The sequence below is a fragment of the Bradyrhizobium sp. dw_411 genome, assembly GCF_018449695.1.
Taxonomy (GTDB): domain Bacteria; phylum Pseudomonadota; class Alphaproteobacteria; order Rhizobiales; family Xanthobacteraceae; genus Bradyrhizobium.
The window spans coordinates 131,415-157,594 of record NZ_JAAVUY010000008.1 but is presented as its reverse complement, the minus strand read 5'-3'; the positions used below and the strand labels follow the sequence as shown (position 1 = coordinate 157,594).

At 57.5% G+C, this 26,180-nt stretch carries 23 protein-coding genes; 20 read left to right on the top strand and 3 right to left on the bottom strand.

Annotation, left to right across the window (positions count from 1 at the left end; all coding sequences use genetic code 11):
• Positions 1–214 precede the first annotated feature (214 nt).
• From HB676_RS15745 to HB676_RS15690, 12 genes are all read left to right on the top strand, one after another.
• A complete protein-coding gene (locus HB676_RS15745) occupies positions 215–1,204 on the top strand; it encodes a BMP family ABC transporter substrate-binding protein (RefSeq protein ID WP_213738922.1) in 990 nt (329 codons plus the stop codon).
• A gap of 95 nt (positions 1,205–1,299) precedes the next feature.
• Positions 1,300–2,844, top strand: a complete 1,545-nt coding sequence (locus tag HB676_RS15740; protein ID WP_213738921.1) for an ABC transporter ATP-binding protein — start codon at positions 1,300–1,302, stop codon at positions 2,842–2,844.
• Complete coding sequence (locus HB676_RS15735; RefSeq protein WP_213738743.1) at positions 2,841–3,890, top strand: ABC transporter permease; 1,050 nt, start codon at positions 2,841–2,843, stop codon at positions 3,888–3,890. The genes HB676_RS15740 and HB676_RS15735 overlap by 4 nt, the downstream gene beginning before the upstream one ends.
• Complete coding sequence (locus HB676_RS15730) at positions 3,887–4,831, top strand: ABC transporter permease (protein ID WP_213738742.1); 945 nt, start codon at positions 3,887–3,889, stop codon at positions 4,829–4,831. The genes HB676_RS15735 and HB676_RS15730 overlap by 4 nt, the downstream gene beginning before the upstream one ends.
• 72 nt (positions 4,832–4,903) lie before the next feature.
• On the top strand, positions 4,904–5,737 hold the full coding sequence (locus tag HB676_RS15725; protein WP_213738741.1) for an alpha/beta hydrolase: 834 nt from the start codon (positions 4,904–4,906) through the stop codon (positions 5,735–5,737).
• A gap of 76 nt (positions 5,738–5,813) precedes the next feature.
• Complete coding sequence (locus HB676_RS15720) at positions 5,814–6,947, top strand: NAD(P)/FAD-dependent oxidoreductase (RefSeq protein WP_213738740.1); 1,134 nt, start codon at positions 5,814–5,816, stop codon at positions 6,945–6,947.
• A gap of 202 nt (positions 6,948–7,149) precedes the next feature.
• On the top strand, positions 7,150–8,172 hold the full coding sequence (locus tag HB676_RS15715) for an ABC transporter substrate-binding protein (RefSeq protein WP_213738739.1): 1,023 nt from the start codon (positions 7,150–7,152) through the stop codon (positions 8,170–8,172).
• A 163-nt stretch (positions 8,173–8,335) separates the two neighbouring features.
• Positions 8,336–9,142: an ABC transporter ATP-binding protein gene (locus HB676_RS15710; protein ID WP_213738738.1), complete on the top strand. Its 807-nt coding sequence runs from the start codon at positions 8,336–8,338 to the stop codon at positions 9,140–9,142.
• Between the two features lie 121 nt (positions 9,143–9,263).
• Positions 9,264–9,968 (top strand): ABC transporter permease, encoded by a 705-nt coding sequence (locus HB676_RS15705; protein ID WP_213738737.1) that lies wholly within the window; start codon positions 9,264–9,266, stop codon positions 9,966–9,968.
• Between the two features lie 65 nt (positions 9,969–10,033).
• On the top strand, positions 10,034–11,800 hold the full coding sequence (locus tag HB676_RS15700) for a CocE/NonD family hydrolase (protein ID WP_213738736.1): 1,767 nt from the start codon (positions 10,034–10,036) through the stop codon (positions 11,798–11,800).
• 157 nt (positions 11,801–11,957) lie between these two features.
• Positions 11,958–13,631, top strand: coding sequence for an asparaginase domain-containing protein (locus HB676_RS15695; RefSeq protein WP_213738735.1), 1,674 nt, complete (start codon positions 11,958–11,960; stop codon positions 13,629–13,631).
• 71 nt (positions 13,632–13,702) lie between these two features.
• Positions 13,703–14,125, top strand: coding sequence for a nuclear transport factor 2 family protein (locus tag HB676_RS15690; protein WP_213738734.1), 423 nt, complete (start codon positions 13,703–13,705; stop codon positions 14,123–14,125).
• Between the two features lies 1 nt (position 14,126).
• On the opposite strand, the gene HB676_RS15685 is transcribed toward HB676_RS15690, so the two are convergent.
• Together HB676_RS15685 and HB676_RS15680 are read right to left on the bottom strand one after the other, a co-directional pair.
• The gene (locus HB676_RS15685; protein ID WP_213738733.1) at positions 14,127–15,335 is read right to left on the bottom strand and encodes an acyl-CoA dehydrogenase family protein; all 1,209 of its coding nucleotides are present in this window, start codon (positions 15,333–15,335) and stop codon (positions 14,127–14,129) included.
• A gap of 28 nt (positions 15,336–15,363) precedes the next feature.
• The gene (locus HB676_RS15680) at positions 15,364–15,978 is read right to left on the bottom strand and encodes a TetR/AcrR family transcriptional regulator (protein ID WP_213738732.1); all 615 of its coding nucleotides are present in this window, start codon (positions 15,976–15,978) and stop codon (positions 15,364–15,366) included.
• 138 nt (positions 15,979–16,116) lie between these two features.
• On the opposite strand from HB676_RS15680, the gene HB676_RS15675 reads away from it, so the two are divergent.
• The 8 genes from HB676_RS15675 to HB676_RS15640 all read left to right on the top strand — a co-directional run bounded on the left by HB676_RS15675 (position 16,117) and on the right by HB676_RS15640 (position 25,304).
• A complete protein-coding gene (locus HB676_RS15675; RefSeq protein ID WP_213738731.1) occupies positions 16,117–17,346 on the top strand; it encodes an acyl-CoA dehydrogenase family protein in 1,230 nt (409 codons plus the stop codon).
• Complete coding sequence (locus HB676_RS15670; RefSeq protein ID WP_213738730.1) at positions 17,339–18,565, top strand: ABC transporter substrate-binding protein; 1,227 nt, start codon at positions 17,339–17,341, stop codon at positions 18,563–18,565. Before HB676_RS15675 ends, HB676_RS15670 begins: the two co-directional genes overlap by 8 nt.
• A gap of 111 nt (positions 18,566–18,676) precedes the next feature.
• Positions 18,677–20,236, top strand: coding sequence for a sugar ABC transporter ATP-binding protein (locus tag HB676_RS15665; protein ID WP_213738729.1), 1,560 nt, complete (start codon positions 18,677–18,679; stop codon positions 20,234–20,236).
• A gap of 50 nt (positions 20,237–20,286) precedes the next feature.
• Positions 20,287–21,195 (top strand): ABC transporter permease, encoded by a 909-nt coding sequence (locus HB676_RS15660; protein ID WP_346347356.1) that lies wholly within the window; start codon positions 20,287–20,289, stop codon positions 21,193–21,195.
• Between the two features lie 7 nt (positions 21,196–21,202).
• On the top strand, positions 21,203–22,210 hold the full coding sequence (locus HB676_RS15655; RefSeq protein ID WP_213738728.1) for an ABC transporter permease: 1,008 nt from the start codon (positions 21,203–21,205) through the stop codon (positions 22,208–22,210).
• A 267-nt stretch (positions 22,211–22,477) separates the two neighbouring features.
• Positions 22,478–23,461 carry a 2-oxoglutarate and iron-dependent oxygenase domain-containing protein gene (locus tag HB676_RS15650; RefSeq protein ID WP_213738727.1) on the top strand — a complete coding sequence of 328 codons (984 nt, stop codon included), beginning with the start codon at positions 22,478–22,480 and terminating at the stop codon, positions 23,459–23,461.
• A 230-nt stretch (positions 23,462–23,691) separates the two neighbouring features.
• Entirely contained in the window at positions 23,692–24,495 is an 804-nt protein-coding gene (locus HB676_RS15645) for an ATP-binding cassette domain-containing protein (protein WP_213738726.1), read from the top strand.
• A 68-nt stretch (positions 24,496–24,563) separates the two neighbouring features.
• On the top strand, positions 24,564–25,304 hold the full coding sequence (locus tag HB676_RS15640) for an ABC transporter permease (RefSeq protein WP_213738725.1): 741 nt from the start codon (positions 24,564–24,566) through the stop codon (positions 25,302–25,304).
• A gap of 56 nt (positions 25,305–25,360) precedes the next feature.
• Here the strand turns inward: HB676_RS15640 and HB676_RS15635 are convergent, their stop codons facing one another.
• The gene (locus tag HB676_RS15635; RefSeq protein WP_213738724.1) at positions 25,361–26,098 is read right to left on the bottom strand and encodes a GntR family transcriptional regulator; all 738 of its coding nucleotides are present in this window, start codon (positions 26,096–26,098) and stop codon (positions 25,361–25,363) included.
• Positions 26,099–26,180 lie beyond the last annotated feature (82 nt).

The window sequence follows — 26,180 nt, the reverse complement described above, 5'->3', positions numbered from 1 at the left end:
TGCTCCACGCCTCACGCACTTGCCCACCAGATGTGCTTACGTATGCAAAAGTGGGCGAAAAGACCGGTCTTCGCTCATCCCGCGTGCATTTCATGCCGGTTGTTTGAACTTGTTGGCCTGCGTCGTAGGTCTAATCTCAGCCAAATAAGTTCCTGCTGATCTTGGTTCCGAATGGGGCCTCGCGAAACAAATGGGGCGCGTTATGAAATCTCCAATCGAAAAATCATCCATGCTGACGCGGCGCAGATTGATCGCGACGGCCGCCGCTGCAAGTGCTGTCCCGTTGCTGGGCCGCCCGGTCCGCGCGGCCGACAAGATCAAGCTGGCCGGCATACACGCTGTCCCACTTGAAAATGCCTGGAGTTCACGTGTCCATGCCGCCCTGACCGCCGCGGCGAAAGATGGGGTCATTGACTACGTTTACTCCGAGAGCGTGGCTACGGCGGATTATCCGCGCGTTGTGCGCGAATATGCGGAGCAGGGCGTCCAGATCATTTGGGGTGAGTCTTATACCGTCGAAGGGGACGTTCGTAAGGTTGCCGCCGAATATCCAAAAATTGGATTTTTGATGGGATCAGGCGGCAAGCCCCAGGCTAACAATTTCGGTGTCTTCCAGACCTTTAATCACGAGGCGGCTTATCTGGCAGGCGTCATGGCCGGCAAGATGTCGAAAACCGGCGTGTTCGGAACCGTCGGCGGCTTCCCCATTCCCGAGGTCAACGTGCCGGTCAACGCTTTTCGTCTTGGCGTTAAACAGACCCGGCCCGATGCCAAGTTTCTTATCGCCTATATCAGGACGTGGTTCGATCCAGCTAAAGCGAAAGAAGCCGCCACCGCCCAGATTGATTCTGGAGCCGACATCCTGTTTGGCGAACGAATTGGCACCGCGGATGGCGCCCAGGCGCGCAACGTTCTGTCCGTTGGCAACTACCTGGACTATACGCCGCGTTATCCGAAAACCGTGTTTGCCAACGCCGTTTGGATGTTCAGGCCGATCATCGACGGTTTCATCGCCGATTACCGCGCCGGAAATCCCATGAACAAGGATTATTCGTCATATTCCTTGATGAAGAATGGCGGAAACGAACTGGTCTATGCCAAGGATCTCGTCACCCCCGAAGCGGTCGCCGCGATGGAAGAGCGCAAGGCTGCGATCATGTCGGGGAAATTGGAGATCCCTGTCGACGCCTCAAACCCGGCGTGAGGCGGTTGAAGTCGCGATGGCTGTAGCAGCCGTGAAGTCCTGGAATCCTGTCAGGACTTTTGAGGCTTGCCATGGTTGTACATGATCCCAAGGAAATGAGTTCTGCGATCTCCGTGACGGACGTCGACATACGCCAGCGCGAAGTACTCGAGCTTTACAAGATAACTAAAACGTTCGGAAAGCTCGTCGCGAACGATGATATTTCCTTCAAGGTGTACGAGGGAGAGTTGGTGGCGTTGCTTGGCGAGAATGGCGCCGGCAAGACCACTTTGATGAATATTTTGTTCGGGCACCTTTTACCCGATGCGGGACAAGTTGCCGTCTTTGGCCGGGAAATGGAGCTCGGCCGGCCGCGCGCCGCTATCGCTGCCGGCGTCGGCATGGTCCATCAGCACTTCACGCTGGCCAATAACCTGACCGTTCTTGAAAATGTCATGGTGGGCACCGAGGCGCTCAATCGCGTGGCGTCGGACCGAGCCGGTGGCCGGCGCAAATTGATCGCGCTGGCCGAACAATTTGGGCTCGCGGTCAACCCCGACGCTTATGTCAGCGACCTTTCGGTGGGTGAACGGCAGCGCGTTGAAATTCTAAAGGCGCTCTATCGCGACGCACGTATTCTGATTCTGGACGAACCGACGGCGGTGCTGGCCGCGCCGGAAGCAGAGCGTCTGTTCTCCACGTTACGGACGATGGCGCAGAAGGGTCTTTCGATCATTTTCATCTCTCACAAACTCGGTGAGGTCATGGAGGCATCCGACCGAGTCATCGTTCTGCGTGCCGGCCGGATCGTCGCCGAGAGGCGGACGCGTGATACGGACCAGGCGACGTTGGCCGAACTCATGGTCGGGCGCCGCGTCAACCGTCCGGTCCGACAACGCAGCGAGCCCGGCCGTGTAGTGCTCGCCGCTGAGCAACTTGGATTTATCGAGCGTGGCGAGGTCAAGCTTCGCGACGTCAATTTCACGGTCCGCGCCGCCGAGGTGCTCGGTATTGTTGGAGTCTCCGGCAATGGACAGGCTGCGCTCGGTCATGTTGTTTGCGGGATTGATCCGCCAACCCAGGGGCGCCTGACGCTCGACGGTGCAACGATGGAATCGTCTCGGACGACGGCCAGCGCCGGCGTCGGCCGCATCCCCGAAGATCGTCACGCCGAAGGCGTCGTCGGCGAAATGGCCATCTGGGAAAACGCCGTCCTCGAACGTATTGGTGAGAACAGATTTTCCCGGTTTGGCCTCGTTAACCGGAAAGGTGCCCGGGCTTTTGCGGCAGAATTAATCCGGCGGTTCGATATTCGCGGCGGCGACGTCGATCAGCAGGTCCGCCGCTTGTCGGGGGGCAATATGCAAAAACTCATCCTCGGCCGCAATCTGGCTGGCCAATTGCGATTGCTGGTCGCCAACCAGCCGACCCGCGGCCTGGACGAGGGCGCAATTGCGTCGGTTCATACGGAACTCCTGGCCGCGCGGGCGTCCGGGACGGCCGTGCTGCTGATTTCCGAAGATCTCAATGAAGTTTGCGCGCTCGCTGATCGGATTCAGGTGATCTTCAAGGGTTCGCTTTCAGCGCCGCTGGCCGCAGAAGCTGCCGATGCGCGGACGTTGGGCCTCATGATGGCAGGTGTCTGGGAGACTGCCCAGTGAGACTCGAACGGCGCGTCGACATTTCGATGGCCCTTGTCGTGGCGGCGCCCCTGGCCGCGATTGCGAGCGCGCTGATCATCGCAGGCTTCTTGATTGCCTTGGCTGGCGCAGATCCATTCAAGGCCTACAAGTTGCTTGTCGTTTCAGCTTTCGGCTCCCGGCTCTCGATCACGGAGACATTGGTCCGGGCTACTCCCTTGATTTTCACGGGCCTCGCCGCTGCAGTCGCGTTTCGAGCCCGGATCTGGAATATCGGCGCTGAAGGTCAACTCTATGCCGGCGCACTCGCGAGCGCGGCCGTCGGACACTCAGCGGTCGCCATGTTCCCGGCGCCCCTCGCCATTACCCTGGTCATCCTGATCGGCGCCGCGGCGGGAGCGATCCTGCTGATCGGGCCGGTTTTTCTTCGAATCCGCACCGGCGCTGACGAGGTCGTCACCACGCTTCTTCTGAATTTCATTACATTCCTGTTCGTGTCCATGATGATCGAAGGACCGTTGCGGGATCCGGACGCGCTGGGCTGGCCACAGTCCTTTGCGGTCGATTCGAGCATCACGCTTCCGCTTTTGGTCTCGCGCAGCCGTCTGCATGTCGGTTTGCTGCTGGCATTCGTCGTGGCGCTGGCCGTCTGGTTTGTACAGGCTCGGACGGTCTTTGGTCTTCAGGTTCGGGCAGCCGGACTTAACCCCGAGGCCGCGCGCTTCGCGGGCATATCGCTGCCGCGGTCGCTATTGGTCGTGGCCGGCCTCTCAGGCGGATTGGCGGGTCTTGCCGGCACGATCGAGGTTCTTGGCGTGAGAGGATATGTCACGACCGACATGTCGCCCGGCTGGGGCTATTCCGGAATCATCGTTGCCATGCTGGGAGGGCTTCACCCTCTGGGCGTCATCGCCAGTGCGATTTTTGTAGCGCTGGTTTTTGTCGGGTCCAACGGGATGAGCCGCGCCCTCAATATTCCGAGTTACATCGCCGATGTCATCGTATCGGTGTCTCTTCTGACGATGTTGCTCTCCCTGTTGTTTACCAATTATCGGATTCGAAGATGATGGACGCGCTCGGCATCCTGGCGACGGCCAGCGTTTGGGCGGCGACGCTGCGCATTGCGACGCCCTTGATCTTCGGCACGCTCGGTACGTTGCTGTGCGAGCGTTCGGGGGTGCTCAATCTCGGCATCGAAGGCATCATGACAATAGGCGCAATGGTGGGCTGGCTGACCGTCTACCGTAGTGGCGATCTTTGGCTCGGACTGTTCGCGGCCGCACTCATCGGTGCGTTATTCGGATTGATTCATGCTGTTTTCACCGTGTCGCTCGGCCTGTCGCAGCATGTTACGGGCCTCGGTATAACCCTGTTCGCCTCGAGCCTGGCCTACTATACGTTCCGCCTCGCCGTTCCGATGGCTGCATCGCCGCCAACCATAGTACCCTTTCAGCCGTGGCGCGTACCATTACTGTCAGATATTCCGTTTCTCGGAGAGGCCATCTTCGTGCAGGCCGCGCCGACCTACGTCGCCATCATTCTGACCGTGATCGTCGGCTACGTTCTGGTCTACACGCCTCTGGGCACGGCTATTCGGATGACAGGCGAGAATCCGCACGCTGTCGAGGCGCAGGGACTCAACCCAATTCGCATCAGGATATGGTCTGTCGTCGCTGGCAGCGCCCTCATGGGAATGGGGGGAGCATTTCTCACCATCGCGGTATTTAACAGCTTCTTTCCAACGATGGTGCAGGGCCGCGGCTGGATATGTACCGCGCTTGTGGTTTTTGCGTCATGGAAGCCGTGGAAGGCTCTGCTCGGTGCCATTCTGTTCGGTTTATTCGACGCCTATCAACTTCGCCTCCAGCAGGTGGTTGCGGGGGCAATTCCCTCTCAGATATTTTTGATGATCCCCTATGTGCTCTCGATAGCGGCACTTGTGGTGTCAACGCAGCGCGCGCGGGTACCGCAAGCCTTGATGCAGCCGTTCCGGCGCGGGGAACATTAGCGGTGGAAGCATCAGCAGCTGAGCGGTGGCATGACGTTTGCTCGCATTCTTTGTTACGGTGAGGAACAGCTAATGCGATTGACCACGAACGAAGACAGTGAAGCTATTCGGGAGCACCTCATTGAGACGCCGCGCATCGCCCTGAATGGACGGGAGGCCGGTAGCGGCCAGGTCGCAATTTTCATGCATGGGATTACCGCCGTAGCCGCGGTCTGGGATCCGATACTTGATCTTACCAAGGGCTCCTTTCGATCGATTGCGGTGGACCAGCGCGGTCACGGACGCAGCGGCAAGCCCGAAGGCGACTACTCTGCTGCTGCATTCGCCGACGATGCGCTATCGCTGATCGAGACGCTGGACTGTGGGCCTGCTGTTTTGGTCGGCCATTCTCTCGGAGCGCGCAACGCCGTTGTAGCGGCTGTGCGACGCCCTGACCTCGTCAGTTCGGTCGTTGCGGTGGATTTCACGCCATTCATTGAGGATGATGTCTTCGATACGCTGGAGTCGCGCGTGAATGGCGGGAACCGCCCGTTCGATTCGGTCGGCGACATCGAGACTTATCTGCAGAATCGCTATGTCAACCTGCCGCCGGACGCTGTGCGCCGACGAGCGAAGCATGGTTACCGGAAGATCGCTGACCAATATTGGCCGCTGGCCGATCCTGACGCGATGGCCGGGACTGCCAAGGGCTTGCGGGAGGATCTCGTTGTCGCATTCTCCGAGGTTGCGGTACCGGTTGTGCTCGTCCGCGGAGCGCACAGCAAGCTTGTCTCGCCAGAGGCTTGGGAGACGACGAAGCGATTGCGCCCTGACATGCAGGCGATTCAGATCGACAATACCGATCACTATGTGCCGGAAGAGGCGCCCGAGGCGGTCGCTGCAATCGTCCTGTCGGCGAACGGATGATTAAGCCGGGCAGTTTCACCGACGATCGTGCCATCGCGGAGTGGCGGCCTGCCTATTTGAAGGAACCCGGATCAAAATGACCAACATCAACCGGCACAACGGAAAGACGCGGCATGCGGAGATCGCGGGTGCGGGGTTTGCTGGCCTCACTGCGGCCATCGCGCTCAGGCAGCGCGGCTGGACCGTGAGCTTGCACGAGAAGGGTCCGGAATTGCGCGCGTTCGGCGCCGGCATCTATCTTTGGCACAACGGTTTAAGGGTTCTCGAAGGACTTGGGATCCTCGAAGACGTGCTTTCCGGCTCGCACACGCCGCCGGCGTACGAAACCTGGATGCATAACAAGAGCGTGTCACGCGAAACGTTCAACGGGCTTCCCTGGCGCATCATGACGCGTCAGCACCTGCACGATGCATTGGCGCGAAAAGCGAAGACGGAGGGCGTCGAGGTTCTTGTCAATTCCGAGGTTGTTCAAGCGAAAACTTCAGGGCAAATCACGCTGGCGAACGGCGAAGTGCGAGAGGCTGATCTTGTGGTCGGGGCTGACGGGGTCGGATCGAAAGTCCGGGACTCCATCGGCTTCGAACAGGACCGATGGATATCGACGGACGGATTGATCCGTCTCATCGTCCCCCGCAAGAAAAAGGAACTTGGTCATGGCGAGTGGGACAACACGATCGATATGTGGAATTTCTGGCCACGCGTTCAGCGCATCCTTTATTCGCCTTGCAACGACAACGACCTCTATCTGGGTTTAATGGCGCCTGCCACCGATCCCAATGGCTCGCGTGTGCCGATCCAGCTTGATTGCTGGGTCGAGATGTTTCCGTTTCTTGAACCGGTGTTGATCGAGGCCGCCAAGCTGCAAGCCGCTCGTTACGACCGGTACGAGACGACAAAGCTGGACGTCTGGACGAGAGGCAAGGTTGCCTTGGTTGGAGACGCCGCCCACGCGATGTGCCCGGCGATCGCACAAGGGGCGGGCTGCGCCATGGTCAATTCCTACAGCCTCGCGATGGAGCTCGACGAAATCGCGAACGTGCAAGATGCTTTGCCGGCCTGGGAGAAGCGCATTCGGCCGATCACCGATCGTTGCCAAGCCGTTTCCGGCGAATATGCCGCGAACCGGTCGCTTTCCAAAGGAAACATGTTCGATCAGAGAGCGCTCGAAGCGGCGCGCTACGATCCTACGCGGCGGGTGTTTTCCTGGTGATCCGCTGCCACCGACATTTTGAGAACCCCTCATAACACCCGTGGCCAAACACGCTCGATGCGAGAAATCCTGCTCGTCCCGGAGTGCGATGCACAAATCGGCTTGCGTTGATGGAATATCTATTCTAGAACGTATATTCTAAGTGCAGGCAGCTGACGCAATTCTGCAGCGCTGGGAGCGATTTAAAAGGGGCATGGATAGAATGACGCAATCAGTTTGGGATCGCTGGACATGCGCACTGGCCGTGGTGGGTTTTTCCGCGTTGGCCGCGTTGAGCAGCGCGCAGGCCGCGGAAAAGGACAAGGTAAGCTTCGCGCTAAATTGGGTTCCGGGCCCACAGCACACTGAGTTTGTTGTCGCGAAATACAATGGCTTCTTTGAAGCCGAAGGCCTGGATGTCGAAATGCATCCGCCGGCGGCTGCCACAGATCCAATCAAACTGGTGGCGAGCGGTCAGGACCAGGTTGGAATCAGTTATGCGGGCGACATCATCGGAGCGCGCGCGCAGGGAGTGCCGATCGTTTCGATTTCGGCCATCCACCGCAAGACCACGCTGGGTCTTTCGTCCCGACCGGAAGACCATTTGACGAAGCCAAAGGACATCGAGGGCAAGATCATCGGGCTGACCCCGATGCCGAACAATCGCGCGATGTTCTGGGATTTCGTAGCTAAAAACGGAATCGATAAGTCAAAGATTCAGGTCGTAACGGTGCAGTTCAATGGTCCAACCATTGTTGCAGCCAAAAAAGCCGACCTCACTGACACCGTTTCCTGGTACGAGCTGGGTACTTTCAAGCAGATCACCGGCGTCTACCCAAACTACATGCAATTTACGGACTATGGCGTGCAGGACGGTTATTATTTCTGCATTATTGCGTCGGAAGAGATGCTGAAAACCAAACCTGATCTTCTGCGCCGCTTCAACACGGCCGTGCTCAAAGCAGAGCAGTGGACTGTGGAGCACCCCGATGAGGCGCGCAAAATTCTGCTGGCGCATGTCCCGGAGGTTTCGGAAGAGTTCGCCAAGCAATCACGTTCAATCATCGACAAGATCGTGCGGGACGAAGGTACCGCCAAGAACGGACTGGGATGGCAGGACGCGCAACTGTGGACCAAGATGGCCGATTGGTATTATGAGCAAAAGGTTGTCGAAAAGAAAATCGATGCTGCAGGAGCCTTCTCCAATGCAGTGTTGCCGCAGACACCCGTTTTGATGGGGCCGTGAGGCCCTCCCTGGCCGGTACGAAGACAGGTACTTCATGAAGGGAAGTCCTCCAGAGCAATGGGGGACTTGAAGCGGCGCTGCAGCTCAACCCCCGCCATGACGGTCCTCGCTCAGCGCACTTTGCTTTTCGCGGTTATGCCGGCTAGCCGCAGAAAGAACTGGAATGGCCACCGATAATCTGAAAATCCAGCTTCGAAATGTAAGCAAGGCATTCGCCAACAAAGGCAGTATTACTGCGGCGGTCGAGGACGTCAGCCTCGATGTGCGACCCGGTGAGTTCATCTCCATCGTGGGCCCCAGCGGCTGTGGGAAAAGCACAGCGTTTAACATTATTGCGGGCCTGATCAGACCCGATGTGGGCGACGTGCTGATTGACGGCCGTTCGGTTGCAGGCCGGCAGGGACAAGTCGGTTACATGCTGCAAAAAGACCTGCTGCTTCCCTGGCGCACAGTTCTGCAGAACGTGACGCTCGGTGCCGAGCTGTTAAATCGCAGCCGCGCGGCCACGCAGCGCGAAGCACGCGATCTGATGGCGACTTTCGGCCTCCAGGGTTTCGAAAACGCATGGCCGTCGCGTCTGTCAGGCGGTATGCGGCAACGCGCAGCACTCATGCGCACCGTGTTGTCGCATCAGGACGTGATGTTGCTTGATGAACCTTTTGGGGCGCTCGACGCGATGACGAAAAGTCTGATGCAGGAGTGGTTGTTGGAAATCTGGACGCGCTTTAACCGCACCATTGTCTTCATCACCCACGATATCGACGAGGCAATTTTCCTTTCTGACCGTGTCTATGTCATGACCACGCGTCCCGGGCGGTTGAAGGCCAGCATCGACGTAAATCTGCCACGTCCCCGATCGTCTCATGAAATCACCACGACTCCGGAGTTCGGCGCAATCAAGCACCAGTTGCTCACCGCGTTGCGTGATGAAATCATGAAAGCGTATGGTTCTCCCAAGCTGCAAGGCTGATGTGTTCCGCTCAGCTAACGCGATGCCGTCCTAAGGGTAGTTAATGGAGCGTTCTGATAACAGGCTTGCCCGAATTCTCGGCGATTTCGTCGCGCCGATGATCGTTCTCGGGGCGTTTTTCATGCTGTGGGAATGGCTTTGCGTTCTCTTCAAAGTGCCGGTCTTCGTGTTGCCGAAGCCTTCCGACATCGCGGCGCAAATACTCAAAGATCGCTGGCTGCTCTGGCAGCATTTTCAATTCACACTGAAAAATGTGATCTTCGGATTCTTCCTCGCCTTCGTCGTGGCGATGATCCTGGGATTCCTGGTCTCCCATGTTCGCCTGATCAATCGCGCCATTTATCCATTGCTGGTGGCGTCGCAAACCATCCCCGTGATCGCAATCGCTCCCGTATTCATCATCTGGTTCGGTTACGGCATTTTGCCAAAGGTGATCACCACAGCGCTGATCTGCTTTTTTCCGCTGACAATTAACACCATCACCGGCTTTACGTCGGTGGACCCGGAAATAAAGACTCTTTTTCGCGCGTACAACGGCGGCTGGTTTCAGACATTCACGAAGCTCACGCTTCCCAGCGCGCTTCCATTCATCATGTCGGGCCTGAAAATATCTGCAACCCTGTCGGTGATTGGCGGAGTTATCGGCGAGTGGATTGGCTCGGAAATGGGCCTCGGTTATTTGATCATCCAGGCGGGCGCTCAGATTCAGACGGCACGGTTGTTTGGCGCGATCACCGTTCTCGCTTTCATGGGGATTTTGCTTTTTCTGGCCGCGTCACTGCTTGAACGACTTGTGACGCCGTGGCGGGAGGCCCATCGTGCATGATGCTTATCCATGGCAGCTTCAACGACACTTAATTCATTCGCACGGGACATGCGTCGCCGAAACCGATGTTCGTCGCCGAAGACTCACTCAGGATCAGGATCGTTGAAATGGTGAAAGCGAACGAGGGCGCTATGGCTGATGTACTGTGCGAGAGGGACGTTCCGGTCAAGATGCGAGACGGGACGGTGTTGAGTTGCGATGTCTGGCGTCCGAAATCCGGCGAAAAGGTTCCGGCGCTCCTGCAGCGCCAGCCCTATGACAAGCGCCTGGCGCAGGCTTATGTTTATGCTCACCCTGCCTGGTACGCCCGCCAAGGCTATGGCGTGGTTGTGCAGGATTCGCGAGGCCGCGGTAGCTCCGAAGGTGATTTCTATCCACTGCGCGGCGACGGGAAAGATGGCTTCGACACGATCGCCTGGTGCGCGGAGCAACCCTGGTGCTCCGGAAAAGTAGCCAGTTTTGGGTTCTCATTGCCCGGCCTCAATCAGTTGCTCGCCGCGGCCGAGAAACCGCCTGCGCTTGTCACGGCGATTCCCGGTTTCTATCCGCAGGGTATGTATGACGGGCTGACTCACGTTGGCGGTGCTTTCGGTCTTGCGGCCGTTCTCGATTGGGCGTTGCTGCTGGCGTCGGACGCTGCTCGCCGCGCCAACCGTCCTGACCTGCTCGAAGATATCCGCCATGCCGCAGGTTGCGGCGGCGCGGCGCCAACGCTTGCGTTGAAAGACATTCCGTTTCTCGTCGAACCGGATCTGATGCCGTTTCTGAAAGACTATCTCGAGCATCCTTCCTTCGACGCCTACTGGCAGGAATTCGAGATTGGCGAGCGGTTCAACCAGATTGGCGTGCCCTGCCTGCATCTGTCCGGATGGTACGACAGCTTCGTTACGCAGACCATGCATGCCTATGAGCGGTTCACATCGGAAACGCAGTCCGAGCATCGGCTTCTCGTCGGGCCTTGGTATCACATACCCTGGACCCAACAGGTCGGCGCAGTGGATTTCGGCGACGCGGCGCGCAATATGGCGGACGAATATCAACTCGCATGGCTCGATGCCTGGACAAAAGGACGACGTGAGGCCCTTGACGCGTTGCCGCGCGTCAAAGTTTTTGTGACCGGAAGCAACACCTGGCACGACGCGGACCACTGGCCGTTACCCGGAGTGACCACGCAAACCTGGTATTTGCACAGCGCCGGGCGTGCCAACTCGCTCAGTGGCAACGGCGTTCTGAACCTCGAAGAACCCGGTGCGATCGAACCCGCGGATTATTTTTTCTACAACCCGACGGCACCGGTACAAAGCATTGGCGGGCATTCCTGTTGTTACCCGGAGGCCGCGCCGATGGGGCCGATGGACCAGCGGAATGTCGAAGTGCGGAACGATGTGTTGATTTACAGTTCGCCGCCTCTGGAGCAATCGGTCTGGGTGGCCGGCATCGTGAAAGCGCATCTTTTCGCTGCAAGTTCTGCACGCGACACTGATTGGGTGGTCAAGCTGTGCGACGTGTCTCCTGATGGCCGATCATTGAACATTCAGGAGGGCGTCATCCGCGCGCGCTTCAGAAACGGATTCGATCAACCGAGCCTGATCGAGCCCGATAGCATCTACGAATATACGATCGAAGTCGGCGCGTGCTGCCATCGTTTCGAGGCCGGCCATCGCATCCGCCTCCAGGTAACAAGCAGCAACTTTCCGGGAATCGACCGCAACCCAAATACGGGTGGCCCGATCGGCATGGAAGCACCCTTTGAATGGATACCGGCAAGCCAGACGGTGTTTCATGACGCGACCCATCCTTCGAGTGTCAGTCTTCCAATTATGCCGACTTAGCAGAACACCCACGAAGCTCGGCTCGCCGATGAAATCCTGGATCCGGAATCCAGGGTGATCAGCCCGCGGGTAATCCGGAGCGATCGTTTTCTTCGCTTGCTTCGGAGCTGATGACGGGATCTGCCGTTGCTCTCCAGCCTTGAAGGGAAACGTGTGTATGACCAAAATCCGCGTTGCACATCTATCCGGCGATCAGGCGACCATTCAAAACACGCCGCCGCTCGTGACATCCGCGAAAGCGCGAACACGCCACAAATTGCCGCCCTTGCCTGAAGAGCGCTTCGATGCGCTGCGACCCCAGCGATTGGCTGCGCCCGCCAAGGTTTATGTCGAGCAGTTTTCAGCCCATCCCTTGGAAGCGGATTCGGCAGAACTGTATGGTCCGCCGGACGGATATCTTTCAACCAGCGGCGTCTTCAATCGCGAGCGCAAGGATGCGTCGGATAAGGCGGTCTACGAAATAGAGATGCAGCCGGAGGACGGATTGTATCCGCTCCCTTATATGGCTCGTCAGAAAGACGGCTCCGCCTGGGAGGACGACACTGTCTCGCCGCTTTCAAACGTTGCCCGGCAACCTTTCTATCCGGATGGGTCGCGCAGCTTCGAGGAAATCGACAGGCTCAGTATCGGCATTGACGGTCATGCCAGTTTGGTCAGCTCGATTGCCGAGATGGATTACTATCGCGTGGCTCCTCCAGGCGGTTACACCAAAGGTGTCCCGGCAAGTGAACGAACCGACGTCGGAGCCGGAGACATTTTGCCGGAGGAAAGGGGACGAAACTTTTTTCCCTATCGGCCTTTTCATCTGTGGGCGTCTCCTCCACGGCCCGTGCTCGCCAAGATTACAAACGACGTCCAGGCGATCATGGCCAGCGGGTCATACGACGGCGCAATCTGGACACAGAACAGCTCGGCGGTGGAAGAAACATCTTATTGGATGAATTTACTCATCGATACGCAACGGCCGATTGTCTGCAACTCTGCCCAGCGACCGCAAGGCCAGATCAGCAATGACGGCCCGATCAATATTGTTGATTCCTTGAACTACATCCGTTCTCGCATTTGGGCCGATGCGGGAGGAATGAATCGCGTGGGCGTTGTCGCAATTCAAGACCGGCAGATCTTTGCCGCCCGCGAAGTGACGAAGGTGGATGCGCGAGCCGGGGGCTACATTGCGAGCGGCGGCCACGGCGGCATTCTTGGACAGTTCACCCATGCCAACATCGTTTCGCTGCAGTATCTGCCCGCTTACAAGCACACCTACCTGTCAGAGGTAAATATGACGCGCCTTCCCGAGAGCGTCATGGCCGTTCGTCTGGCCGCGCAAGGCCTGGAAACCTTTGATTTGGTCCTCAAGGACAAGGCCGGTCAGTTGCTTGAAAATGCGGTCCCTTCGGTTGCCATTGTAAAGGATGGCACCTACTGCGGAGAAGACTTTGGCGACGATCATGCGATCGAAGAAGACCTGCAGTTTCTGTTGGCTCACAAGCTTCGCACCGGCCGTCTCGTCGGCGTGGTTGCAGAAGGAATGAATCCATACGGTAAGCTCACGTCGGATGTGCGAACGGCAATCCTTACGCAAGCCATCTTCAGCGGCGTTCCCGTCGTGCGTGTGGGCCGTGGCAATCCTGAGGGATTTTCAGATCTCGACCCGATTTTTATTTCCGGGTCGAATCTTAATTCGATCAAAGCCCGTCTCCTGCTGATGGCCGCCTTGATGAAATTTGGGTGCCTGCCGAAGGCTTCCGACCCGGCGAACCCGACGGGCGCCGAAATCGCGGCGACCGAGAAGTCGGTGGCCGCGTACCAGGAGATATTCAACACCCACTAGGGAATATCGCGCGATGGCGTCATCATCAACATGGCGTCGGTCAATTCCTACATGCGTAATCTGGATGTGATATGGCAACAAATTCCACGCAAGAGACCAACAAGCAGCTCGTTCAGGCAAGTTTCGACCATTGGGGAAGAGGCGAAGGTAGCCCGTTCGATCTGCTTATTCCCGACGTCGAATGGGTGATCGTTGGTTCGTCGCCGCTGTCAAAAACCTACCACAGCAAACAGGAATTTATCGATCAGGTACGCATTCCGTTCAATGCACGAATGGCCAAGCCGCTGGTTCCAACGGTGCACGGCATCTACGCCGACGGCGACATGGTCATTGTCCTTTTCGATCTCGATGCCATCGGACACGACGGGCTTCCTTATCATAATAACTACACCTGGTACCTTCAGATGAAGGATGCCAGGGTTTTCAAGGTCATCGCTTTCTTCGATACCCAAAAATTCGATGAGTTCTGGACGCGTGTCAGGCCGAAACCCTGAATCAAAGCGCGGTGTTGCTGAGCGACATGCGGAATCGCGCCCGGCCGTGATCCGTGACGTTGGCATTCCAGTTCAAATTCGAATGTCGCGTTGCGACGAAGATGTCCTGGTAGGTTCGCGAAATGAAGTTTGCATCGGAGACCGCGGGTCCCCCGACCAGATCGATGATCAAGCTCGCGGTGCGGGACGCACAGCGCGCAGCAAAAGCGGCATTGCAGCGATAGTTGGAGCGTTGCTTGTCATTCAGCGTCCGGCCTGCTTCGGCAATTTCGGTCATCTCCACCAGATCGGCTCGCAAGAGGGCTTCGGAGGCCTGTAATATGGCGGATATTTCGCCGACGTCGAGATGGCTGGTGGCGAACGAGCCGACCGGCGCGGCGTTCATCACCGACGTGCGGCTGCAAGCGTAGGTAAGAAACTCTTCGAACATTTGCTCGGCCATGCCGAGTACCGTGCTCGCGAGTAGCGTTCCAAAGATCATGTAGCAGGGGAGACGATAGATCGGTCCTGGATTAACTGCACATCCCGGCGCATCATGGCCGTTGACGGCTTTGACCGGCAGCACCATGTGATCCGGCACGAACAAATCGCGGACCTGAACGTCATCGCTTCCGGACCCATGTAGGCCGATCGGATTCCAGGTGTTGAGAATTTCGATGCTGGAAGTGGGCACGACAAAGTTGCAGTCTTCGCCGGGTCCCTTCACGCCGGTCGTTGTCGCCGAAAGAATGCACCAGTCGGTTTCGTGGACGCCGCTGACAAGCGACCAATGACCGGACAACAGATAGCCATCCGTGGTTCGATGCGCTTTCCCGTGCAATGGCACCAGGATGCCGCTGATAAGGGCGTCCGGCCGCGACCAGATTTTTTCCTGCGCTTCCTCTGGCCAGCGCGCGATCATGTAATTGTGGATCAGATACTGGGCCAGAACCCACGCTGTTGATCCGCATCCGGCGCCGATCGGCAACAGGACATCGAGAAGAGAAACGAGAGGCATCTCGCTGCCACCGACCCGGCGAGGCTGGAGAATGCGGGCCAGTCCCGATGCCCGGAGCATCTCTCGCGTTTCGTCAGGTACCCGGCGGAGCTCGCGCGCCAGTTGCGCATTCTGCCTGAGCGCAGGAATCATCCGCTCGGCTCGTTCGATCGCATCGAATTCTTGATGCTTGGGTTTGCCGCGGGAAAAATCTGGCTTGTGAATTTTGGTCATTGCCTAAACTCAGGCAATTTTCGTGCCATTAAGCAGATAGTTCCTGCAGGTTCGGAGTTCCAAGTTCAGTTGCTCCGAAGCGCGCCAACGCTAACGAACGGCCGGCGGACTTTCCTCGTGCGACCTCCGCACTCCAAAGTCCGAGCACGACGGTTATATAATCTTCCGCGATCTGTTCCGGCGGTCGCGCCAACCGAAACACGCCTTGAGATACCCCCAAGCGAAACGTTTCCGCCGCTGTTTCTGCCAGGCGGTCCAGCATGCGCGCCATCTCGGCGCGCAGTTCGGCATCGTCGAAGGCGCTGTTTGCCAACACCGTGATCCAGAATCGGGGCCCTGGAAGATCATGCTGGGCGGGCGTCGATAGAAGATCATTCAACCGCGACAATTGAATTTCTGCTCGGGCGTTCGCTTTGCGAACATCCTTGAGTGTTCGATCGAGGCGGTTGCCGGCTTCAGCCACCGCGTCCAGCACCACCTCTCGCTTATTGCCAAAATAATGAACGACGACGCCGGTCGAAATTCCGGAAACGCGACTGACCTGCTGAAATGTCAGATCGTTCCAGCCGCGCGATTCAATGATCGCCACGACCGCGTCGATGATCTGACGCCGGCGAATAGTTTCCATTCCGAGTTTAGGCAAAAAAGGTCCTCAATCCTTGATGGCTGCGAGTGACCCGAACACTACACGAAAATCGCGGGATTCGCGCGGGCTTGCGTTTATAGATTATCCATTCTAGAATATCCATTACATAAACTTAAAATGAGTTAAGACATTATAATGATTGAACAATCTAAGCTAGCTGAAGCGTCCTTCTCGTCTTCTAAGGTGTGTCATTCGGGTGCCGAGATCGTTGAACGCGCCCGGGCTCTTATTCCGACGCTGCGAAGCAGGTCGGCTGTCACCAACGAAAATCGCTGCCCGCCCGAAGCGACGAAGCAAGACTTGAAGCGCGCTGGCGTGGCGCAAATCTTTCAACCGAAAAGATATGGCGGGGCGGAGGCGCGACTCAAGGATGGAGTCGATGTGTTACGCGCGATCGGGAGCGGGTGCGGGTCCACCGCGTGGATATCCGCGCAGAATGTGTTGCACAATTTCATGATCTCCCAGTGGCCCGAGGCTGGTCAGGAAGAGATTTGGGGCAGCATGCCCGACGCTCTTGTCAGCGGCATCCTCATTCCGGGTTTAGGCAAGGTGCGCAAGACCGACGGCGGCTACATCGTCTCTGGACGGTGGCCTTTCGTAAGCGGCGCCAATATCGCGGACTGGCTGATCTTCACGGGAGACTGTGAGGAATCCGACGGCCGGATTGATGATCGTCATTTTCTGATCCCGCGGGAAAAGGCCGAAATCATCGATACATGGCATACGATCGGGCTCCGGGGATCGGCGAGCAACGACGTCGCACTCAACGAAGTGTTTGTGCCAAGCCACATGTCGGTCCAGATGGCCCAGTTGAAAGGACATGGCCGAGGTCCGGGATCCGCGGTCAACAAGGCGCCCCTCTACCATCTGCCGGCCTACGCGCTTTTCGGCTGCTATATCGGAAGCGCGGCACTGGGAATCGCTGAAGCCGCCGTCGAGCATTACATTGCTGGGGCCCGCAACCGTGCGGGAACCATGTCCGGCGCAAAACTCGCCAACTACACCACGCAGCAGGTGAAGGTCGCCGAAGCGCAAGCGGCGGTCACGACCGCACGCACGTTGATATACGCCGTCCTCGAAGATGCGCAAGCTACGGCTGATAGCGGCAGGATGACGACGACGGAAGACCGGGCACGATATCGCGCGCTCGCCACTTATGCAGGGCGGCTCAACGCATCGGCTGTAAATATTGTGCTCGAAGCCAGCGGGGGAGCGGTTGCTTACGAACGCAACCCGCTCTCGCTTTATTTTTCCGATTTCACGATCGGTAATCGGCACACCACTCAAAACTGGGACGTAAACGCAGCAGCCTATGGTCGCGTGCTGCTCGGACTCCCGATCGATAATCCAGCACTTGATGAGTGAGATATTGCAACTGCTTAAATCCGTGGCGCCAACTAAAGGGACGGGACCAGTGAAAAACAGGTTATTTGTGATCTTTGCGGCACTCGTGGCGGTACTTTTCTGGACACGCGCGGCGCTTGCCGACGGACTGCAGGATTTGCCTCCTGATCTTCAAAAGGCCTATGAGGGCCTGGATTCCAAGGTGCCTGTGGGCGCCAGCATGCTGCGTGACTTCAAGCCGAAGCATGGTCCACCGTGGACGATAGGCTTCGCAAGTTCCTATGCAGGGAATACCTGGCGCGCTGTGGCGATGAACCATTTGATGAATGTTTTAGTGCCGGAGGCCAAGAAGGCCGGCTTGGTCAAGGACGTCGTGATTACCCAGTCCGACCTCAAGGACGCGGTGCAGATTCAGCAGATGCGGCAGCTCGTCGATCAAGGCGTGGACATCATTTTCCTCTGTTGCTCCAATCCCACGGCACTCAATCAGACGATTAAATACGCCTATGACAAAGGCGTTCCAGTCGTCTCCTATGACGGATTTGTCAGTGCGCCGGAGGCTGTCAGCGCGATGGCGAACTACGTCGACGGTGGTTACGAACTTGCGAAAGCTGTGATCGAAAAGATTGGCGGCAAGGGCAACATCTTGATGGTGAGCGGTATCGCCGGCGTGAATACGTCCGATAGCTTTGACAAGGGAGCACTCAAGGCGATCTCGGAATATCCGAACGTCAAGCTGGCCGGAACGGTGCAGGGTAAATGGACCGACCAGATTGCGCAGGTCGAGGTTCAGAAGTTCCTGGCGACGCATCCTGAACCGATCGATGGAATCGTGTTGCAGTCGCCTTCCGAAAATGGAGTTCTGCAGGCGATGTTGCAATCGGGTCGGCCGGTTGTACCCATGAGCCTTCAGGGCGAGGCGGGGGCCGCGTGCTATTGGCGTCAGCACCCGGAATGGGCCGATACCGCATTCTACATCTGGCCGCCGGGCGGAGAGATCTATTTTGGCTGGAACGTGACCTTGCGGATATTGCAAGGACAGGGCCCGAAAATTCAGTCGATCGTTCGGAAAGTTATGAAATACTCTTACGAGGACAACAAGGCTCAGGTCTCGGAGAATTGTAAGACCGACGATCCGAACTGGCTTGAGCCGAAGGCCGAGGACTGGTTTCCTTCATCTCTGGCGGATCAGGTTTTCCTTCGGCCGAGCGATCCAATGAAATGGAAGCCGGAGAAGTAGTCGGCACGTTTTGCCCGGACCGTTCGCATATCCATGCGGGCGGTCCGGGAACAGATGCGTTCGGGTAGCGGGACGTTCATTGTGCCAGCAGGAAAAGAGCGATGACCCGTAATGGATGACCTCACGGGCAAGGTTCTGGTTCAAAACGTCTCCAAGCGTTTCGGTGAAACTACCGCGCTTAACGGCTGCAGCCTGACGATCAGCCCAGGCGAAGTTCATGCGATCGTCGGGGAGAATGGCAGCGGAAAATCGACACTCGCCAAAATGATTTCCGGTGTCGTGCTGCCCGACTCGGGCCGCGTATCGATTTTCGGTCGGAGCCCGCGCGACCCGATGGAGGCTCGTGCGCTCGGTGTCGCGATGATCTTTCAGGAAGTGCTCGTTGCCGAGACTCTGAGTGTCGTGGACAACATCTTCGCAGGAACCGACAGTTTATGGAAACGTTCGCGTACGCGCGCCGTCGCCAGGCGTCAGTGCCGCGACCTGCTCAAGCGGTTTACCGAGACAGAAATTGACCCGGACACGATTGTTCGAAATCTTCCGCTCAGCGTCCAGCAGTGGATCGTCATCGCGCGCGCTTTGCTGGCCAATCCCCGGGTTCTGATTCTCGACGAGTCTTCGGCGGCCCTGGATCTGGACGCATCCGCTCGGCTTCATACCGAAATCAAAAGACTTCGCGAAAGTGGCTGCTGCATCATCATCGTTACACACCGGATCGCCGAACTGGTCCGAATCGCCGACCGTGCGACGGTGCTGCGTGACGGCGAGGTGGTTGACGAATTCGTCGGAGCAGACATCAACGAGTCCAGGCTCCTGAGCGCGATGTCGGCAAAGCGCATTATCCTGGAAGCCAAAGCGGCTGCCGCTTCCCCTGCTAACCGAGTTGTCGGCGACGTCGTGCTGTCGGCAACCGGACTTGAAATCGAACGCGGCGCGCCGCAATTCGATTTCAAGCTGTGCGCCGGTGAAATCGTGGGCGTTACCGGACTGGACGGGCAGGGGCACGGCGATTTCCTTCGGATCGCAGCGGGGCTGCGCGCGCCGTCAGGCGGAACTGTATCCGTGCTGGGTCGCGACGCCAGGGATGCATTTCAGGTGGCGTCCGGGGCCTCGGGCAAAAGTGTCGCCTATGTTTCCGGTGACCGCGCGCGTGAGGGCATATTTCCGAACCTGTCGATCTTCGAAAACTTCTCGTTGCCGCTCTACCGATCCCGATTTGGGGAATATGGCTGGATCAAAAGGCGCCCGTTGAAGCAGGCATTCGACGGCGAGGTGCGGCGGCTGTCGATTAAGGTGGGACATGAGTCGAACTTGATTACGTCGCTCAGCGGCGGCAATCAGCAGAAAGTCCTGATAGGCCGCGCGCTTGCGATGGAGCCGAAAATCATCGTCCTCGACGATCCGGCGCGCGGCGTCGATATCGCTACGAAGCAGGAGCTTTATGCCCAACTTCGGAAGTTTGCCGATCAGGGTGGTGCTGTTCTCTATCTTTCGAGTGAAATCGAGGAGTTTTTCGACTTCGCTGACCGCGTCCTGGTGTTCCGAAATAAATCTCTGTTCAGGACCGTTCCTTTTGAGCTGTTTTCCGAACACACGCTGCTGGCGGCAATGTTTGGAGAGCCAGATGAAACAGCTTTTCATCCCATGCGAGAAGGTTTCGTGCGAGCGTGAGAAATATTTTTCGTGCCTGGTTCGAGCGCAATCAGTATTTGGTCACGCCGATCTCGCTCCTGGGATTTCTTCTGCTTGTCGCTGCATTGCGGGGTCCTCAACTTTTTACGGCAAATGGAATGGGGGGAGCCGTTATCGTGGCTGCACCTCTCATCCTGGCTGCGCTGGCGGTGACGCCTATCGTGCTGGCCGGCCGCGGAGGAGTCGATCTATCGGTCGGGCCGCTGCTCGGTTTCATCAACGTCACTTTGGTGAAGTGGCTGGTTGAAAACGACTACGCTTCGCCCATCATGGTGATCGCCTATGTCGTGGCCGCGGGCGTGCTCTACCAGATTGTGATTGCTGCCATCATCATCTATGTCCGGGTGGCCCCGATCATCGTCACTCTGAGCGGCTACCTCTTTTTGAGCGGTATCAATCTGGTGGTTCTCGACCGGCCGTCCGGAGTTGCGCCGGACTGGATGCTGGATTGGGGCAGCGGAATCTCGATATTGTCGCCGGTGTTCTACGGCCTGATCATCATGATCGGCTTCTGGATTTTCTTCTCGCGGACCGTTTTCTATCAGCAAATTGTTCTTACCGGCGCGAATGAGCGTATGGCTTTCGCCAATGGCGTGAATATCGCGGGGGCTCGATTTGGAGCACATATCGTTGCCGGTGTTTTTACGGCGGCCGCCGCGCTGGCTTACACGGCCTTGATCGGTTCGGGAGATCCGACCCAAGGCAACACCTATACACTTTCCGCTATTACGGCCTTGGTGCTTGGGGGAACAAGCCTTGCGGGCGGCACTGGCGGTGGTCTTGGTTCGATCCTCGGGGCGATCAACATATATCTGATCACCTATGTGCTATCGACCTACAACTTTGGCACGGTCTCCGGGTTTGTTACGCAATTATCCACAGGAGCAATCCTTGTGTTGTCGTTACTCGTGAACAGCCTGATGAACCGCCGCCAATGAGGAGTTTATGAGCAAACCGGACGACTCCAAAGGCAACGTCCCGGGGCGGACGCTGCTCAGCCAGAACGTTGTTTTCGGAATCGCGCTGCTTCTGGCGCTGTCGGCGGCAGCGAGTTTTCTCGTGCCGGGTTTTGTCTCCTACACCAATATCCGCTCGATGCTGCTGCTGGCCGCGTTTTTAGGTATCGCGTCGCTCGGGCAAACGCAGTGCGCCTTGCTTGGCGGCATCGATATGTCGATTCCTTATGTCATTGGTTCGAGCAATATCTTGCTGGCCAGCTTGCTCAATTGGGGTGTTCCATCGTTTCCAGCCTGCCTGATCGTGCTGGCCGGTGGGGTGGTCGTGGGCATTCTCAACGGCCTGCTGAGTTTCCGCCTTCAAGGCCAGGCGCTGATCGTTACATTCGGATTGGGCCTGGCCATCGTGGGAGGCTCTCAGATCGTGACCAGCATTGGCTCGGTCTATGCGGGCACGGTTCTTGGCGCAGTCCCAAGCTGGCTTCGCGGCATGTCGTCCGTTGCCGGCACTACATTCGGTCTGCCCATTCCGCCGATCGCCATAGTCTGGATTGCGCTGGCGATTGTCGTCGTCACCGTTATGTCGAAAACGCCATTCGGTCGAAGCTTTTATGCCGTCGGCGGCAATCGCCAGGCGGCCTCGCGCGTTCTTATTTCGGAGTTTCGCATTTGGGTGATCGCTTACGCGATCAGCGGCGCCATGTCGGCGATAACCGGTATGGCGTTGCTCGGCTTCTCGGGAGGCGGGTTCGTCGGGGTGGGCGAACCCTATCTTTTCACCACTGTCGCGGCCGTAGTCATCGGCGGAACGTCGTTGCTTGGCGGGTGGGGTGGCTACGGCTCGACCATTGTGGGCACACTGGTGCTCACCATCCTGACGTCGTTGCTTGTAGGGCTGGGCCTCAGCTACGCGATGCAACAGGCTGTGTTCGGTCTGTTGATTGTGCCAATAGTCGCTCTCTACACCCGAAGTCCCAGTCTTCGGGATCAGATATGACGAGCGCTTCGGCACGATCTGTCCCGAATGACGACGCGCAAATTATGTGCGGAGTAATTCGCCGCGCACAGCAAGCATCGAGGAAATTTCCCTCAAGGCTGCACGCGTATGCCCGTTATCAATCATGCGTTGAGAGCAGCTCCTCAAGCGAAACGGTTATGCAAGAGAGCCGTCGTCTCTGCGATTTGGATTGAACTCCGAGTATGCGCTTGCGAACGGTATACCGTCGGTGTACTAATGGTCGCAACAAGAATCCAGGAGACGGTAGTGACTATTGTCCCCATTATCGACGTCTCAGGCCTTGGCGGAGCCATCGCTGAACGCAAGTCCGTCGCTGAAAAGATCAACTCAGCTTGCGAGGATATCGGGTTTTTATGCGTTACCGGCCACGGTATCGACCCTGATCTGTCCGAGCGAGTGCGCGCTACGGCCACCGCGTTTTTCGATCTGCCCGAAGCCCAGAAGCGGCAGATTGAACGTCAGCCGCCAGGCTATCGCGGATATATTCCGTTCGGGGGCGTCAGTCTTGCCCGCAGCGCGGGGAAAATGGATGCCAAGCCCGATCTGAATGAAGCGTTCTCGATGGGACCGCCTTCCGTACCAGGCAGCGTCGACTTGTCGGATCCGGTGGCCGCGGCCAATTTTGCGTTGAATCGATTTCCGTCAGACCCCGCGGAAATGCAGCAAGCGTTTGAAATCTATTATCAACAGATGTCGGCGTTGGCTGCGCGTTTGTTGTCGGGTTTTGCGTTAGCCCTCGGAACCACCGAAGACTGGTTCAACGACAAGATTGACAAACATATTTCAAATCTGCGGGTAGCTCACTATCCGGCGCAGGAAGGCAAAGTTCCGGAAGGATCGGTGCGTGCAGGCGAGCACACGGATTATGGCTGCCTGACGATCCTGCAGACAGATGATTCACCGGGCGGACTTGAAGTCAAAGGGCATGATGGAAGCTGGCAGGCCGTGCCTTATGTCCCCGGCAGTTTTGTGGTCAACATCGGAGACCTCATGGCTCAATGGAGCAATGATCGATATGTCTCCACGGCGCATCGGGTAGCCAATCCGCCTGCGGGTGTTCTGACCCGCCGCCTGTCCGTCGCCTTTTTTCACCAACCCAACTACGACGCTCTCATCGAATGTTTGCCGGCCTGTTCGAATGCTGGCAATCCGGCTCGCTATGCTCCCATAACTTCGGGCCAGCATCGGCTGAATAAACTCAATAGATCCAGCCAAACGAAAGTTGCCTGATCGCTTTGAAGTAACAAGACGCGCCGTCGATCGGCCCGGCGGATTCTCCGCCAGAGCCTGAAATCCGTTGCCAAGTTGCCAAGGAGTATCGGCAACAATCCGGGCCGCCCGTTCATACGGCTCTTATGCTCTGCTCAAAAATTCAGCGAGGTGAGAAGGCTTTGTGCTTGCTGAGTTTTTGAGCTTGGAATACCGCTGATGTACCAAGCGGAAAGCGAACTGGAGGTTCTGTGCTCGACGTTCCGTCGCATTCCCACTTCTTGTCCATCAAGCGTGTCTCGAAGAATTTCACTTCGCGCAGCGATACGGTGCGCGCGCTCAGCGATATCGATCTCGATATTCGTGCCGGTGAGTTCGTTTCGATCGTGGGACCGAGCGGATGTGGCAAAAGTACGCTGATGATGTTGGTCGCCGGTTTGACCAAGGCGTCGGGCGGAGAAATCCTTGTCGATGGCCGGCGGATCGAAAAGCCGAATTCGGATATCGGAATTGTCTTTCAGCGTGACGTTCTGCTGGATTGGCGCACGGCAATTCAAAACGTGCTGTTACAGGCGGAAATTCGCAAGCTGGATGTGACTGCGGCGACAGAGCGCGCACGCCATCTGCTGAAGATGGTCGGCCTCGACGGTTTTGAAAAATCCTATCCGCACGAGCTTTCAGGTGGCATGCGCCAGCGGGTATCGATTTGCCGGGCTCTCCTTCACAAGCCGCCACTGCTGGTGATGGACGAGCCGTTTGGTGCGCTTGATGCGCTGACGCGCGACCAGCTTCAGCTGGATCTGCTGCGCATCTGGTCCGAGACCCGGATGACGGTTGTCTTCATCACCCATTCGATCACCGAGGCCGTTTTTCTGAGCGACCGTATTGTCGTGATGTCGCCGCGTCCTGGCCGGATCGAGCGTTTGATCGACATCGACATGCCGCGTCCGCGTCGCCTGGCGATGCGCGAGACCAAGCAATTTGCCGCTTACACCCAGGAGATCACGGAAATCTTCATGAAGCTGGGTGTGTTACGCGAAGAAGGTGATGCATGACGTCCGCTGATTTGTCTCCGCCGGCGCCCCCGGTCGGCGGCTGGGGTGAATGGAGGATACCTTACGCGTTGATCACGCTGGTGGTCTTCGTCGTCGCGTGGGAAACGATCGCCAGAATAATAAACCTGCCGATGTATCTGCTGCCGAAACCTACCGACATCGTCGCGTCTCTGTATGAGAATTGGGCGCTTCTGGTCGTCAATGGCGGAGTGACGCTTACCGAGATTATCTTCGGTTTCGTCATTGCCGTGTTGCTTGGGGTTCCGCTGGCGACAATGATTGCGCATTCGCCCGTGGTTGACAGGGCGATCTACCCGCTGATCGTCGGTTCGCAGACTATTCCCAAAGCTGCGATTGCGCCGCTTCTGCTGGCTGCGTTCGGCTATGGTTTGACACCAAAGGTCACCATCGTGGCCATGATGTCGTTTTTTCCGATCGTCATAAATTCCGTTGTCGGCTTCAAGAGCGCATCGCCGGAGATGCTGCATCTGGCGTACTGCACGGGGGCGACGCAGATGCAGATATTCTGGCTGTTTCGCCTGCCTCAGGCCTTTCCTTCGATTTTCGCAGGAATGAAACTGGCGGCCGTTTTGTCGGTAATCGGGGCGGTGGTTGCGGAATTTGTCGGGTCGCAGGCTGGTTTGGGCTACGTGATTCTGGTTGCCGGATCGAATTTTCGTATGGATCAGCAGTTCGCGGCGATCATTTTTCTTTCCGCTATGGGAATGATTCTGTTTTGGGCGATCGGTCTTGCAGAGAAAAAGGTTCTGCCGTGGCATGTATCGATGCGTTCCCAGGCCGACGGCTAGAGTCTTATCGGTTCTGATTGAATCAGAAGCCACATGGCCTGAGGCCAACTCCGTCGTCAGATGCCGGTGAGCTTTTCGATGATGGACGTTTTCACGCGCGCGATGTGCCGGACCATCGCGTCGCGGGCTCCTTCGCGGTCATTGCTTTCGATCGCGTCGAGCAGGGCCGCATTTTCATGGGCGGCAAAATGGGGCTTGGCCTGATTGCGATAGGCATTGAAGACATGGGTGCGGCGACGCAGATCGCGGATCATCGATGCCATCAGATGATTGTTCGCGGCATCCGCGATCGCGCCGTGCAGCATGTCGTCGACTTCCCAGATGTCACTCAGGGACGGCTTCTTCTTGGCGTCCAGCACCGCCAGGGCTTCGCGGATCTCGGCGATCCTGGATGCTGGAATATTGCCTGCGGCGAGCCGGGCGGCTTCTCCCTCCAGCAACTGACGTATATTGAGGATTTCAATAAAGGCCTCCGCGGAGAATGGGCTGACGGTCACCCCCCGATTAGCTTGCTTGAAGACCAGACCTTCGGCTTCAAGGCGGCCCAACGCCTCGCGAATCGGAGTTCGCGAAGCGTTCAGCCGTTCGCCCATCTTACGCTCGGTGATCACATCCCCGGGCCGCAACTCGCCCCGAATGAGAATGTCGATCAACTGCTCATACGCGGCGTCGGTCAGGCTGGGTCGATCTTCCAGTAAAAGTTCATCCGACAAGGCGGGTAACTCACGGTAGGTGCGCGGGATTATGGCATCGCACGCATGACACCACTTTAATGACGTATACCGGCCTATCATCAAAAGCCGAAACGAATGTCAATGGTATTCCACAGGGACCATTCGCGATCGCCTAAGATTTCGTCGATCACTGCAACAATTA

Coding starts and splice junctions, on each gene's coding strand:
- HB676_RS15665 (WP_213738729.1), top strand. CDS start 18,677: ATGGATGACCTCACGGGCAAGGTTCTGGTTCAAAACGTCTCCAAGCGT.
- HB676_RS15705 (WP_213738737.1), top strand. CDS start 9,264: ATGCTGTGGGAATGGCTTTGCGTTCTCTTCAAAGTGCCGGTCTTCGTG.
- HB676_RS15720 (WP_213738740.1), top strand. CDS start 5,814: ATGACCAACATCAACCGGCACAACGGAAAGACGCGGCATGCGGAGATC.
- HB676_RS15715 (WP_213738739.1), top strand. CDS start 7,150: ATGACGCAATCAGTTTGGGATCGCTGGACATGCGCACTGGCCGTGGTG.
- HB676_RS15655 (WP_213738728.1), top strand. CDS start 21,203: ATGAGCAAACCGGACGACTCCAAAGGCAACGTCCCGGGGCGGACGCTG.
- HB676_RS15700 (WP_213738736.1), top strand. CDS start 10,034: ATGTTCGTCGCCGAAGACTCACTCAGGATCAGGATCGTTGAAATGGTG.
- HB676_RS15690 (WP_213738734.1), top strand. CDS start 13,703: ATGGCAACAAATTCCACGCAAGAGACCAACAAGCAGCTCGTTCAGGCA.
- HB676_RS15675 (WP_213738731.1), top strand. CDS start 16,117: ATGATTGAACAATCTAAGCTAGCTGAAGCGTCCTTCTCGTCTTCTAAG.
- HB676_RS15730 (WP_213738742.1), top strand. CDS start 3,887: ATGATGGACGCGCTCGGCATCCTGGCGACGGCCAGCGTTTGGGCGGCG.
- HB676_RS15725 (WP_213738741.1), top strand. CDS start 4,904: ATGCGATTGACCACGAACGAAGACAGTGAAGCTATTCGGGAGCACCTC.
- HB676_RS15695 (WP_213738735.1), top strand. CDS start 11,958: ATGACCAAAATCCGCGTTGCACATCTATCCGGCGATCAGGCGACCATT.
- HB676_RS15635 (WP_213738724.1), bottom strand. CDS start 26,098: ATGATAGGCCGGTATACGTCATTAAAGTGGTGTCATGCGTGCGATGCC.
- HB676_RS15685 (WP_213738733.1), bottom strand. CDS start 15,335: ATGACCAAAATTCACAAGCCAGATTTTTCCCGCGGCAAACCCAAGCAT.
- HB676_RS15670 (WP_213738730.1), top strand. CDS start 17,339: ATGAGTGAGATATTGCAACTGCTTAAATCCGTGGCGCCAACTAAAGGG.
- HB676_RS15740 (WP_213738921.1), top strand. CDS start 1,300: ATGAGTTCTGCGATCTCCGTGACGGACGTCGACATACGCCAGCGCGAA.
- HB676_RS15710 (WP_213738738.1), top strand. CDS start 8,336: ATGGCCACCGATAATCTGAAAATCCAGCTTCGAAATGTAAGCAAGGCA.